Origin of the sequence: Dinghuibacter silviterrae (genome assembly GCF_004366355.1) — a bacterium.
GTDB classification, from domain to species: domain Bacteria; phylum Bacteroidota; class Bacteroidia; order Chitinophagales; family Chitinophagaceae; genus Dinghuibacter; species Dinghuibacter silviterrae.
The window spans coordinates 1,457,124-1,469,425 of the sequence record NZ_SODV01000001.1 but is presented as its reverse complement, the minus strand read 5'-3'; the positions used below and the strand labels follow the sequence as shown (position 1 = coordinate 1,469,425).

The 12,302-nt window shown below is 58.6% G+C and carries 14 protein-coding genes; 2 read left to right on the top strand and 12 right to left on the bottom strand.

The annotated features are described in order from the left end of the window. Positions 1-27: 27 nt before the first annotated feature. The 5 genes from EDB95_RS06530 to EDB95_RS06510 form a co-directional block, all read right to left on the bottom strand. The gene (locus EDB95_RS06530; protein ID WP_133991744.1) at positions 28-459 is read right to left on the bottom strand and encodes a GNAT family N-acetyltransferase; all 432 of its coding nucleotides are present in this window, start codon (positions 457-459) and stop codon (positions 28-30) included. 28 nt (positions 460-487) lie between these two features. Then, positions 488-1,189, bottom strand: coding sequence for a 2OG-Fe(II) oxygenase (locus tag EDB95_RS06525; RefSeq protein ID WP_133991742.1), 702 nt, complete (start codon positions 1,187-1,189; stop codon positions 488-490). 7 nt (positions 1,190-1,196) lie between these two features. Next, positions 1,197-2,054, bottom strand: a complete 858-nt coding sequence (locus EDB95_RS06520) for a methylated-DNA--[protein]-cysteine S-methyltransferase (RefSeq protein ID WP_133991740.1) — start codon at positions 2,052-2,054, stop codon at positions 1,197-1,199. Positions 2,055-2,126: 72 nt separating this feature from the next. Then, the gene (locus tag EDB95_RS06515) at positions 2,127-3,197 is read right to left on the bottom strand and encodes a winged helix DNA-binding domain-containing protein (protein ID WP_133991737.1); all 1,071 of its coding nucleotides are present in this window, start codon (positions 3,195-3,197) and stop codon (positions 2,127-2,129) included. Between the two features lie 47 nt (positions 3,198-3,244). After that, the gene (locus tag EDB95_RS06510; protein ID WP_133991735.1) at positions 3,245-4,978 is read right to left on the bottom strand and encodes an alpha-L-arabinofuranosidase; all 1,734 of its coding nucleotides are present in this window, start codon (positions 4,976-4,978) and stop codon (positions 3,245-3,247) included. Between the two features lie 153 nt (positions 4,979-5,131). Between EDB95_RS06510 and EDB95_RS06505 the strand changes: the two genes are divergently transcribed. Next, positions 5,132-5,338 (top strand): hypothetical protein, encoded by a 207-nt coding sequence (locus EDB95_RS06505; protein ID WP_133991733.1) that lies wholly within the window; start codon positions 5,132-5,134, stop codon positions 5,336-5,338. On the opposite strand, the gene EDB95_RS06500 is transcribed toward EDB95_RS06505, so the two are convergent. Beyond that, positions 5,339-6,817 carry a hypothetical protein gene (locus EDB95_RS06500; protein WP_133991730.1) on the bottom strand — a complete coding sequence of 493 codons (1,479 nt, stop codon included), beginning with the start codon at positions 6,815-6,817 and terminating at the stop codon, positions 5,339-5,341. A gap of 56 nt (positions 6,818-6,873) precedes the next feature. On the opposite strand from EDB95_RS06500, the gene EDB95_RS06495 reads away from it, so the two are divergent. Then, positions 6,874-7,323: a DoxX family membrane protein gene (locus EDB95_RS06495; RefSeq protein WP_133991728.1), complete on the top strand. Its 450-nt coding sequence runs from the start codon at positions 6,874-6,876 to the stop codon at positions 7,321-7,323. On the opposite strand, the gene EDB95_RS06490 is transcribed toward EDB95_RS06495, so the two are convergent. From EDB95_RS06490 to EDB95_RS06465, 6 genes are all read right to left on the bottom strand, one after another. After that, complete coding sequence (locus EDB95_RS06490; RefSeq protein ID WP_246073548.1) at positions 7,209-8,270, bottom strand: RNA polymerase sigma factor; 1,062 nt, start codon at positions 8,268-8,270, stop codon at positions 7,209-7,211. The two genes, EDB95_RS06495 and EDB95_RS06490, sit on opposite strands and share 115 nt — an antisense overlap. Further along, the gene (locus EDB95_RS06485) at positions 8,267-8,485 is read right to left on the bottom strand and encodes a YciI family protein (RefSeq protein WP_133991725.1); all 219 of its coding nucleotides are present in this window, start codon (positions 8,483-8,485) and stop codon (positions 8,267-8,269) included. The genes EDB95_RS06490 and EDB95_RS06485 overlap by 4 nt, the downstream gene beginning before the upstream one ends. Before the next feature lie 58 nt (positions 8,486-8,543). Next, on the bottom strand, positions 8,544-10,094 hold the full coding sequence (locus EDB95_RS06480) for a M1 family metallopeptidase (RefSeq protein WP_133991723.1): 1,551 nt from the start codon (positions 10,092-10,094) through the stop codon (positions 8,544-8,546). 21 nt (positions 10,095-10,115) lie between these two features. Continuing rightward, positions 10,116-10,748: a hypothetical protein gene (locus EDB95_RS06475; protein WP_133991721.1), complete on the bottom strand. Its 633-nt coding sequence runs from the start codon at positions 10,746-10,748 to the stop codon at positions 10,116-10,118. Positions 10,749-10,757: 9 nt separating this feature from the next. Continuing rightward, positions 10,758-11,264, bottom strand: coding sequence for a peroxiredoxin (locus EDB95_RS06470; RefSeq protein ID WP_246073546.1), 507 nt, complete (start codon positions 11,262-11,264; stop codon positions 10,758-10,760). A gap of 92 nt (positions 11,265-11,356) precedes the next feature. Further along, on the bottom strand, positions 11,357-12,289 hold the full coding sequence (locus EDB95_RS06465; protein ID WP_133991719.1) for an endo-beta-N-acetylglucosaminidase H: 933 nt from the start codon (positions 12,287-12,289) through the stop codon (positions 11,357-11,359). Positions 12,290-12,302 lie beyond the last annotated feature (13 nt).

Genomic DNA, 12,302 nt, shown 5'->3' with positions numbered 1-12,302 from the left:
CATCGCGCGCCTGACGGCGGCACGTTATCACAGGACGAGATCGCAATTGATCTCGGTATCGTCAATCGACGCGCCGATCTTCCGGTAGAGCGCCTGGGCGGGTTCATTCCAGCGGGACACCTGCCAGCGGACCTTTTTGCAACCCGCCGTCCGCGCGAGCGCTATGATCGCGTCCAGGAGCCGGCTGCCCAGGCCGTTGCCCCGCGCCGCCGGCTGGACGTAAAGATCGTCCAGGTAAAGCGCTTTCCCGGACCAGGAATAATAGGAGAAAAAATAGGTGGCGAAACCCACGATCGCCCCGCCTTCTTCCGCGACCAGACCACGGAACAGGTCCTGCTGCGCCACCATCTCTTCCAGCGTGATCAGCATCTTTTCCGGGGTCTTCTGGAAAATGGAGAACTCGCGCAGGAGCGCATGAATTGACGGGAAGTCGTTGACGGTGGCGGGTCTGATGTGCATGGTCTAAAGTTACGACACCGCGTCGGCCTCAGGTCACCGCGTCGTGAAAAATGATCCCAAGGGTATGTCGCGCCCCACTATGTAGGGGGCTCACCCCGTGTTTGACGTTCACCCGGTAATACCCCCGGCTGCCTTGCACCGGCCGGAAATGCGTGGTGAAGACAAGCATGTCGCCCCGGCGGGGCTTCAACACGATGGCTTTCGATTGGGCACGCGGCACCTGCTCGGTGAGCACAAACTCGCCGCCTTCATAGTCTTCTCCCGGTTCGTTGAGAAAAAGTACCGCCTGCAGGGGAAAATACACTTCCCCGTAGAGGTCCTGGTGAAGGGTATTGAATCCACCCGCTCCATACTTTAAGATGAGCACCGTGGGCAGGTGTTGCCCCGCGGCCCGGCAGGCCGTCAAAAGGTCCGCGTGTACCGCCGGGAATCGTGTCTGCTCGTGGAGTGCCGCCATCCATTGGTTGGCCGTCACCGCCAGGTGCGGATATATGTTCGTGCGGATGTCCTCGATCAGCGGCGGTAAGGGATAGCGAAAATATTTGTATTCCCCCACGCCAAACCGGTGGCGTTCCATCTTGATCGTTTTCCGGTACGCGTCCGGTTGGTCATACCCGTCGATCAGCGCTGCGCACTGCGCGGGTGTAAGGACGTGGGGCAGGAGCGCAAAGCCCTGGCGGTGCAGGTCGGTTTGCACCCTGATCCAGTCAGATTCTTGTATGGTTGTCATGGCTTTTTTAGTTGTCGTTCGCACCGTTCACCCGGGCGGCTTCCCACCCGATCATGGCCGCCTTACGGCCGGGACCCCAATGGTACTGTCCAAAGGCGCCCGTGGATTTGATGACGCGGTGACAGGGGATCAAAAAGGCGACGGGGTTGTCCGCCACAGCGGACCCCACGGCCCTTGCCGCTTTGGGTTGTCCCAGGGTATCCGCGATACCGGCGTAGGTCGTCAGGCCGCCCAGCGGGATCGTCAGCAGCGTTTCCCAGACCTTGAGCTGGAAGGGTGTTCCCTTTAGGTGTAGCTTGATTTCATGGAGCTTCCGCCAGTCCTGGGTAAAAATAAACAAGGCTTCCTGTTGGTGGGCGTCCATGAATTGGCGGTAAGCGGCGCGGGGGAATTTTGACTGTAGCTCTGTCAGCGCCGCCTCCTGTCCTTCGTCCGCAAAAGCTATATGACAAATGCCTTTGCCCGTTGAGGCGACGATAACGGGCCCAAAGGGGCTTTCCGCAAAGCCGTAAGAGATGGTCAGCCCCGAGCCCCCGTTTTTGTATTCCCCCGGTGTCATCCCTTCTACTTTGATAAAAAGGTCGTGGAGCCGTCCCGTCCCCGACAACCCCGTGTCAAAGGCCGTGTCAAACAGCGTCGCCCCCGGCTCCTGGAGAAGCGTCTTGGCGTGCTCCAGGCTGATGTATCCGAGGAACTGCTTCGGCGTAACCCCCGCCCACTCGCGAAACATCCGCTGAAAGTGATAAGGACTGACGTGTACCTGCGCCGCCACCGCGTCCAGGGAGGGCTGTTCTTTAAAATGCGCCTGGTAGTATTCGATAGCGTCCGCTATGCGTTGATAGTCGATGTCTTTTTGCGTGTCCATACATGCTCGTTTTTGACACTACAAATGTAGCACCGCCTGTAGGGGCCGGAAACCCGTTTCTTGCGCAGTGCGCTACATCACGGCCAGCGCTCCCAACTCTTTTTGCGCAAACCGCGCATACCTTCCCGCGGCCGCGTCCAACAGCTGCCGCGCCGCCTTCCCCAAGGCTTCCAGGGGGTGCACTTCCAGCCCGACCTGTTTTTTATCCTCCGTGCGCTTCCAGGTCCCCGCCACCCGGCCGTTGACCAGCAGCACGGGCTTAAGCCCGTAACTGGTCGGCGCCATGGCCTCCGGCGCGAGAATGTCCGCCCGGTCCCTGTAAGCTACGGTGTATTCGTCAAAAGCAGGGAGTAAATACACCGAGGGACGGATCCGCGCGGCATCGAGCCCCAAGGGGAACCAATACGCCTGCCCCCGCACGATGGCGTGGTCCAGTTTTCGCCGGTTCATTTCCAACCCCCTTTGCGCCTGGGAAATCGTCAGCCCGCTCCACCACGCAAAATCATAGACCGTGGCCGGGCCCCTGCTGGTGAAATAGCGCGCCGCCAGCTCGCCGATGGCCGCGTCCTTATCGAGCACCGGTGCCTGTGCAACCCGTTCTTCAAGAAGGGCGTAGGTAAACTGTTTGCCCTCCCGTCCCCCGCTGCAAATAAGGCCGTCCACCTCCGCATCCATCAGGTGAAACCCCAGCCGGATATCATCCGTATTGATCCTGGCCTTGCGCAGGTGGGCCGAGAGCTCCGTACGGGTGAGCCGTTGGCCCCCCGCCAGCGCCTTGCCGATCGCCGTTTTGCTCCTTCTTAAGACCGCCTCGTCGATGTCCAGCTTGCGGTGCAGCCCCTTGCTAAGGGCCTTTATTTTCGGCGCCGACAGCTTGAGCAGCCAGCGGATATCTTTTGGCGAAACAAAGTGCCAGGTGGGCCTGAGGACGTGCGTCCGTAGGATCGCCCCCTCCTGGAAAGCACGGTCCATATCCGCTTCCGTCGCTCCCGGAATCCTTTCCGCGAGCGCCCATTTGGCCCCGGCAAAGTCCTGGGCCTGGACACACCCCATCCGCCGGACCAGGTCCTCCGGGCCGCGGGCCTCTGCGTGAATAATTTGCTGGCTTTCCAGCCGGAGCTGGGCGATTTGTCGGCTTGTCATGGGGTAAAGGTAGGCGGGGCCCGTGACAACAGTATGTCAGTTATAGTCTAACTCTTCTTATCCGCCACCAGGTATACCACAGCCCGCGCCGGCACACTAAGGTAGATGGTCCCGGTAAGGGGCGCCGTATAGGCCTTGATGCTGGCATAGCTACTGGCGGGTCCGCCTTCGGCGTTATTGGGGCCGGTACCGTTGACAACGACCTGCCCGGAAAATTGGGCCACATCCGTGCCGCCGGTGAGGACGTACCAATAGTAGTGGCTGCCGGCGGCAAAGTTTTTGAAGTCGATCGCCAGGGTGTGGGCGGTGGTGCCGGAATTGACGACGATGGTGCCTGCCTGACCGGAAGTAAAAGAGGAGGAATACGTCGTGAGGTCGCTGCTGGTAGATTGGAGGGTGTCGCTCACCATGCGGTCTCCAAAGAACTTCTGGAAATAGTAGAGATAGAAAAAGACGGGACGGGGATTCCATAGGGGAACATTGGGCTCACCGCCTTCGCTGAACATCCCCATGTCGTTGCCGCCGTTCCAGCCGTTGGCAAGGTCCCAGCGGCTGGCTTCGCCGAAGTGGTTTTTGATGATGGAGCCGAGGGCTTTGACGGCGTGGACCCCGGCGATATAGGACACGTCTTGTTTGGAATTCACGGCCTGGATGTTCCATTCGGTCAGGGCGATAGGTTTGGGTGTGACTCCGTATTGGGCCATCTGCTGGTTGAGGTAGGTCATCGCGTTGGTGGGAACGGTCGTGGCGGAGGCCAGGATGTTGGCTTCGGAGGTATTGTCGTTGTAGGGCGTGAAATAATCATGCACCTCGAAAAAATCGACCAGGTTGCCGGCCTCGGTGAGTACGCCCTGGTTCCAGGTGAGCAGGGACTGGTAGGCGCCGGTATAGGGCGCGGCGTCGAGAAGGGTGGCGCCGATATAGATGGTGCTGCCTACTTCCTGGGCGGCGGCGCGCATGGAGTCGACAAATACTTTGACGTGTTGGCCGTAGAGGTCGCCGGTGACGAACTGGGGCTGGTTGTCGTGGTTGAGGGACTGGTCGATCTGGTAGCCGGCTTCCCAGTTGCCATAGGTCTCGTTGCCGATTTCCCAGAACTTGCTTTTGCCCTTGTCATAACGCACCCAATCCGCGGCCAGGTGGGCGGCGGCGGCAACGGGGTCGGCGCTGGTGCCATAGCGGGCGTAGCCGTAGTTGACGGTGATGATGCCACCGGAGCTGGTAGCGGCCTGGAGCGCATAATAGTTGCTCAGCGACAACGTCCAGGACTGGGTATTGCCGCCGTACCAATAGCCGGCGGTGTCTTCCGTCCCATTGGAATAGAGCAGGACGGGCGCGTCCGAGGGAGGGGCAGAGGCCTGGTTCCAGAAATAAATATCGCTGTTGCTCCCGGCCGGGGCGCGGAGGATGTTTGGGGAAAGGTCTTTGATATAGCCCACCAGGTTCGACTGGGTAACGATCTGTCCCATCCACAGGTTGGTATTGTTGCCATAGACGTAGGGCGACACCTTGGTGAGCACCTTGCTGATGTCGATGGTCAGCTCGTCGGTGTACGAGGTGCTGCCGACCGTTCCCGCGGTCGTGGAGGGAACGGTAAAGGTTTTGGGGGTCCAGTCATTGAGGAAAAAACCCACGGTGGCGGAAACGGCGGGGTCAGTGGGTGGGGTGATCACGGTATCTGTCGTGCTGCCACTACCCGAATTCGAAGTACCCGCATGTTTAGCGCAGGCGGCAAAAACGCAAATAGCCACTAAGGCAGCAAAAAGGGTGGGTTTCATCATATTGTAATATTACGGGTATGGAACGCGGAGGACTAGTATTTATTTAACAAAGCTGCGGCATTATTTGTGTGGCGGCGGCGGCTGCTCAAAAAAAAGTGGTCCTGTCTTTATGGAAAATCCAAGGGTACGGCATCTTTATGCAAATGCTTTCTTATGCACCACACCACGCACATTTTAACCACCGGCATCCTTTTTTTGCTGATCGCGCTGACCCTGCGCGTCGTTTTCACCCAAAAGACCGGGAACCCGTCCACCGGCTGGCGCGGTCTGGCCAGGCAGCAGTTGCGCCGGGCGGGTGGGGTCCTGTGCTCGTTTTTCCTGTATTCGGGGCTCTTCCTGTTGTTGCTTGCGGTCCTATAGTTATTCGTATTCGGCCGGGAAGAACGAGGTCCGGATCTTGGTACCAAAGAACTTCATTTCCCAGACGTAGTTGGCGACGAGGCCATCCTTTAGCCAGAAGGTATACATCGGGTGACTGACGGATCCCTTGGCCCAGGAACTTTTCCGCAGCTTTTTCTTGTCGAAGGCGCCGGTTTGGAGGTCGATGGTATAGGCGTATTCGGTAAAGGTGGCCGCTCCACTCAGCTCCGTGGTAATGGCGTACAGCTTGTCGCCGTCCAGGTGGATATTGATGCCGGGATAGGACGCTATGTAGGTGTCCAGGCTTTTGTCGATGGTGATGGAGTGCAGGAGGTTCATCTGCCGGTCATACACCGACAGGATAGCCGCCTCGCAGAGATAGTGGACGATGGTGGTGTTCATGCCGCCCCCCGTCGAGGTCGTGGTGTATATCCGCTGGATCTCTTTACAGACCGCCACATAGTCCTGGGTTTCGACGATGGATACCGGCACCAGGTTTTCGATAAACCGCACGTTGGAAGAATGCACCTTGGCGACCTGGGTGGTGTCGGCTTTGAGGGCCCTGTAATAGTCCTTGTCCAGCACGTCTTCCTGGGCGGTATATACTTTGTCCGCGGCAAAGTCGAAGCGGTATGCGGTTTCCGCTGCGGTCCGCCGGGTCTTGGAATAGTGCACGGCCAGGGTGAGGGCCTCCCCGGTCAAGCCGTCCAGGTGGGCGACGAAATCCTCGGAGTCATTGTCGTGCACCAGGAAGGTCTCCGACAACTTCCGGGGTGTCGTTTCCCCGGGATTGTATTTTTCGGCGACGATGGTCCCCACGGCGCCGGTCACCGTGAACAGCTCCCCGGCCCCGTTCATCCTTGCCGCCAGAAATTTCCCGGTGGTCGCCTGGGTCGTCAGGTTAACGAGGTGGGTCTCCAGGGTAGGCGACAGGGTCGTCAGGCTCAGGGCGGTGGACAAATCGTAATCGCGCTGCTTCCGGCTGTTTAAGAAGTCGACATCTTCTTTTTTGGATTTGAGGGCGGACGTCCGTGCCAGGAGCCCCTGGAACTGCTCGTCCTTGTCCCGCTCCACGTGGAAGTCGGTGGTATAGGGGGTAGATACGGAATATACGGTTTTGTCCTCCCCGGTTTTTCCATGGACAAGGTCGACCTGTATGACCCGGACCTCCCGGTTTTCACCTTTCAACGCCGGCTGATAAAAGGCCAACAGTTCCCCATGGAAAAGGGCGATCCCGAATACATTCTTTGGAAGGGGGATCTCCGGGCCGGTTTCCACACCTTTGGTGTCGATGATGGCGATGGAGTGTTCGTTCTTGTCCCCCTCTTTCCCGTTACCGGTCAGGTATACGGCCACGGAATCGTGGATATTGATCATGGCCTCCGGCAGCCATCGATGGGCCGGGGGTTCTGCGTCTTTTTGAGCAAAAATAAAGTTCGGGGATAATAGCGTGAGGGCTAAGGCGAGATACGTTTTCATGATGGACGGATTGGATTTTAGTCGTCCCAAAATACGCTTTCTTCCTAAATTAGGTAATGAAAATCATACAACTCTACCTACGCCTTGCCTTAGGCATCGGTTTCCTCGTTCCCGGGCTGGACCGGCTCGGTTGCTGGGGTCCCCACGGCGGCGCCCAGATCAGTTGGGGAGATTGGGCCCATTTTCAGACATACGCCCGCGAGGTCATGTCGTTTCTGCCCACGGGTCTCGCGGACAAGCTGGCCGTGGTCGCCACCGCGGCCGAGCTTACGTTTGGCGTGCTCCTGGTGCTGGGTCTATGGACGCGCTGGGCGGCTTTGGGGAGCGGGCTTTTGCTGCTGGGGTTTGCCATCAGCATGGCGGTCTCCTTTGGGATCGTCTCTCCCCTGAGTTATTCGGTATTTACAGCAAGCGCCGGCGCCTTTTTGCTTTCGGGGGTGAAGGTGTATCCGTTCAGTCTGGACGCCCTGCTCACGAAGCGAGCCGCGCCATCTTCGCGGCGATGACGTTCTTGTCGGCATCGGTTTTGGCCAGGTCCAACGCCCGGGCATAGTACCCCCGTGCCCGCTGCGGGTCTTCTCCGGCGAAGAGCTCCCCCATCAGCGTGCAGAAGTAGTGATTGCCCCAAAGACCCAGCTTTTCCGCCTCGGGAATCGCTTCGGCCCTGCCCCTGGCTTTGTAGAGGGCATACGTCCGGTTGAGGGCCACCATCGGGGAATAGTTCACGAGCAGGAGCTGGTTGTATAGCCGCAGGATGCGCTCCCACTTGTCCGCGCCGTCGCCGGGCCGGTGTGCTTCCTTCCAGCCGCGCGTGGAAGCGGGAGGCGTGGTAACAGATCAGCGCGATCAGGGCGTGGGTACGGGGCTCGTTGGTCGGGCCATAGCCTGTCAGCATCACCGCCAGCCGGAGCGCCTCAACACAAAGGTCTTTGCGCAGCACCTGGTTGTGGGTCGTGGACGCATAGCCTTCGTTAAAAAGGAGGTAGATGATGTGCAGCACGTTTCCCAGGCGGACGGGGATATCGGAAATAAAAGGAAAATCCAGTGTTCCCTCTGCGCGAAGGCGCTCCCTGGCCCGGAACAACCGTTTTTGGATGGTTTCCCGGCCCACTAAAAATGCTTCCGCGATTTCTTCTATGCTAAACCCGCAAAGGGTCCGCAGCGCCAGGCCGATCTGGGCTTCCGACGCGATGGACGGATGACATACCGCAAACAGCATCCGGAGCTGGCTGTCCTGGATGTTGCCGGAGCTGAACAAATCGTCGGTGGCGCTTTCAGCAAGCGCAATGACCGGGAGGCCCTTTTTGGCCCAAGTCTCCGTAGCAATCAGGAAGGTTTCGCTGACGACGTCCTCCGCCATATCGATGTGCCGGAGGCCAAAAAGCCGGCTCATGACAGCCACCATCGTCCCGAATTCCTTCCTGAACAGCTGGGGTAAAGGGTCTGTGGTCATCGCATGGCGTCGATGGGTCTGATCTCCACCGTCCCCTGGTTCAGCAGGATGGGACAACCATGCGCAAGCGTGGTGGCTTCCTCCAGGTCGGCCGCCTTGACGACGATATAGCCGCCCATCCAGTGTTCCCATACGGGACTTACGGCGGCCAATTGTTCGGGTGTAGGCAGGGGGGCGTCCGTCGATTGCCGGAAAACGAGCATAAATTCTTGCATAAAAAAATGGTTTTATAACAAGGATGAATGAGCGGACCGGAACTGGACAGCGCGGGGTTTATTTTTTTTCCGGCGGCACCACCTGTATGTCCGCCAGCAGGTCGACGTCCGGGTCGACCCGGACCTGCTCCGGCAAAACCCCGTCGGGCAGGCGCACCCCGGAAACCCGGTCCTTTACCCCAAGGGTGTGCACCACCCCGTCTATCGAATACTCCAAGGTAAAGACAAATGGTTGCTCCTGCAATTGTTCCACCTGCAGGGTCCAACCCCCGTCTGCCGATGCCCAACTGCACCGCAGCCGGGGTACACCCGGGGTATACAGCCATTGGGTAAAAAATGGCCCCAGGTCGCGCGCACAAACCGTTTCCATGACCAACCGGAAGGAGTCCGTGGACGCATTACGCCCGTCATAGGTGGCGAAATAACGCCGTATGCCCGCCCAGAAAAGACTGTCGCCCACCGACCGCCGGAGCATGTGCAGCACCCAGCCGCCTTTTTGGTAGCTGTTGGCGTTTAGCAGTTGCATATACCCTCCGTGCCGCCCGGTGTCCACGACGGGGATCGTTTGCCGGCGCGCAAAAACCAGGACCGTTTTCCTGTCCGCCGCCATCCCCTTGCGGAGGGTATCGGGTCCATACCGGTCTTCCATATACAGGTGGGTCATGTACGTGGCAAAGCCTTCGCTCAGCCACAGGTGCCGGTAGTCCGTTTCGGTGACGGCGTCGCCAAACCACTGGTGGGCGATCTCGTGGGCCATCAGCTCTTCGACACCCCGCGAACCCACGGAGGTTTCCGAATAAAAAATGGCGCTGGCGTTTTCCATACCTCCAAAAATGGTCTTGGACTGGACATTGGCCAGTTTCTCGTAGGCGTAGGGGCCTACCTTGCGGATATAAAAAGGCAGGATGCTGTCGGCCCAGGCATAGTCCCGAAAACCGCGCTCGCGATTTTGGGGGAACACGTAGGCGTTGACGGGAATGCCCTGGATAAACACCTGCGGCGAAATCGCAAACTCCGCCACCCCGATCACCATGACCTTGGTGGGTACGGGTACTTTTTCCACCCAGTGCGTCCGGCGCAGGTGCTCGCTCAACAGTACGTCTTCCGTTTTTATACCCGGGGCGATGACCCGGTAGTGGTCGGGCGCGGTGACGATAAAATCCAGGCCGGCTTTGTCCCCCGGCCGGTCCACACAGGGCAGCCACTGGTGTGCCCTGTCCGGCCAGTTGTCTCCAAAAAACGTACGGGATCCGTATTTGTTGGTGCTGATGATCAGCCCGTCGGAAGGTGTGCCGGCATAGACGATGCGATAGGTATGCCGGGACCTTTTCCTGGCCTTAACCCTGAGCGACAATGCCCCGGCGTCCTGCAAAAAGGGTACTTTTTTCCTCCCCTCCCGGACGGAAGATACCCGCATACGTCCCGCCAGGTCCAGCCGGAACCATGTGCGGGCGCTGTTAAAACGGACCGTGACGGCGGCTACGCCATGGATGCGGTTGGTGGTGTCGCTTAGGGTGAGGGCAAAAGTATAGTGCTGCATATCCTGGGCCGCACCGCGCAGGGCCGCGCCAAAAAGAAAAGCCGCCAAAAAAAATGTCTTACACGTCATGGGGTCAAGGTTGGGATCGGATCAATTCTGTGGCATCGGGCTGAGCATGGCGCCCGGCGGCAGCGTGAATATAGCCGGATCCAAAGGGCCCGGTTTGACCAGCACGGCCGTCCCTTCCATGACCAGTTGGTCGTTGTCGATCACGTATTTCAGGGGAAGCGCATTCGACTTTGACACAAAGGCATAATAGTTCCCAAACCGGTGCCGGATGAACAACCGGCTGTCGACGCCCAGCTTCGGGGAGAAGAAGTACCGCTGCACCCCCGACTTGCACGCCAGGATGACCTCGTCGCAGGAATAGCCGAGGATCGTCGCGGCGTTAAACACCAGGCTGGCGTTGTAAACGGTATCCTGGTTGGTCGCGGCGTCTATCCACAGGACCGCGTTTGCCTTGGCCATCTTGTTGTAGATCCGGTTCTCGTCGTGGCGGTACAACTGCCACTGGAAAATGGTCCCGTTGCACACATTCTTGTAGTTACCGTTTTGGACATAGTATTCGCTCCTGTCCCCCATGGCGTTGGTCAGCCGGTCGTTGGAAACATTGGGAAGCTTGCTTTGGAAGGTGACCTGGTAGACGATTTCACCCTCGAAAGACTGGGCGTAAAAGGGCAGGGGCGCCAATAAGGCGGCCAGCAGGAGGTAGAATGGTTTCATATCCGTAAATTAAGGGTTCCCCGGGATATGTGCCAGGGCTTCTTCCTCGTGTTTGGTTCCCTTGAGCATGGAACTGAAGGTGTAGACAATCTTCCCGCCCAGGTCCACCACGAACGTTTCGCGGCCGGTCAGGCCAAAGCTGCCCTTGACGCCAAATAGTTTCAGGACCTTGTTCGCGGAGTCGCTCAGAAGAATAAAGGGCAGTTGGTGGTTTTGCTGAAAGGCGTGATGGCTGCTCACCGAGCCCCCGTTGATTCCGATGACCATCGCCCCCTTTTTTGTAAAGGCGTCGTAGTTGTCGCGGAAAGAACAAGCCTCTTTTGTACAAACGGGGCTTTCGTCCTTCGGGTAGAAATAAATGACCAGGTATTTTTTCCCGATATAGTCGTGCAACGCAAAGGGTTGGCCGTTTTGATCGGGGAGGGTGAAGTCGGGGACCTTGTCGCCCGTTTTCAGGCTTTGGGCGCTGCCGCAGGCGCACCAGGCGACGGCCGCCATGATCAACAATGTACGCATACGGTAAGGTACGAAAAAAAGGCGCGGGGCGTTGCTTGCCCCGCGCCATGCGCTTCTTAGGAGTTGCGGCCCCCTGCGGGGGCCCCGGCGCCCTACGGTTGCAGACAGCCAGACGGCACCGTCACGCCCGACCCATACAATGCCTTGGACGTCCCCGAGAGATAACTGGTCTCACTGGTCTGCGTCAACCCATAAAACATCATGACCCCATACCCCCCGGACACCGTTTGCTTCGCAAACGACGTCGAAGTACTGGAGGAGGTGCTGCCAAAATCGACCGCGGCGGGTGACAACTGGCTCTTGGACATACCGGTGATCGACGGGGCTGAGAAGGTCCCGTAGTATGGATTCCAGGCGTAGTTCAGAAGACTGCCCATGGATTGTCCCTGGTAGGACCCGGTCCCGGTATAGGCGGGCCCGATGGCATAGAAGGTCAGGAGCTTTGTCGGCAATTGCTTCCGCAGCTCGCTGAGCAACAGGACAAATGAGCTGTCGTTGGCCGGGGGGAGCGAACCGTGTTCTCCATATTCGGCGTATTCGTCGTCGAAGTCGACGCCGTCCAGGCCGTAGGCATTCACCGTGTCCGCGACCTGGGTGGCAAAATCCTTGGCCGCCGCCCGGCTGGTGAAATTGGCAATGCCGTCCCCGGTGTGGTTGCCCAGGATGTCGTAGAGCACCTTGATCCCCTTGGCCTGGAGTGGCTGGATATACGTCTTGTAATTCACCAGGACGTTTTCCACATTGGCGTTGTTGTACAACACCGCCTTGTTGAGGGTAGCGTCGTAGTTGATATTGGCCGCGAAAATGATGTCCATATCAAAGAACTGCGCGCCCCCGGTCGTCAGGGTATAACAACCCGGGTTGAGGAGGTTGTCGTTATTCACTTCGATATAGACGACGCTGAGGGGGCCTTTTTTGGTGGCCGCCGAGGCGTCTGTGGCCGTACCTGCGGGCAGGACGGGATTGGAAGATTTGCCGCAGGATACCGCGGCGAAAAGAACGAGAAGAAGAATGGTTTGTTTCATATAGCTCGCATTT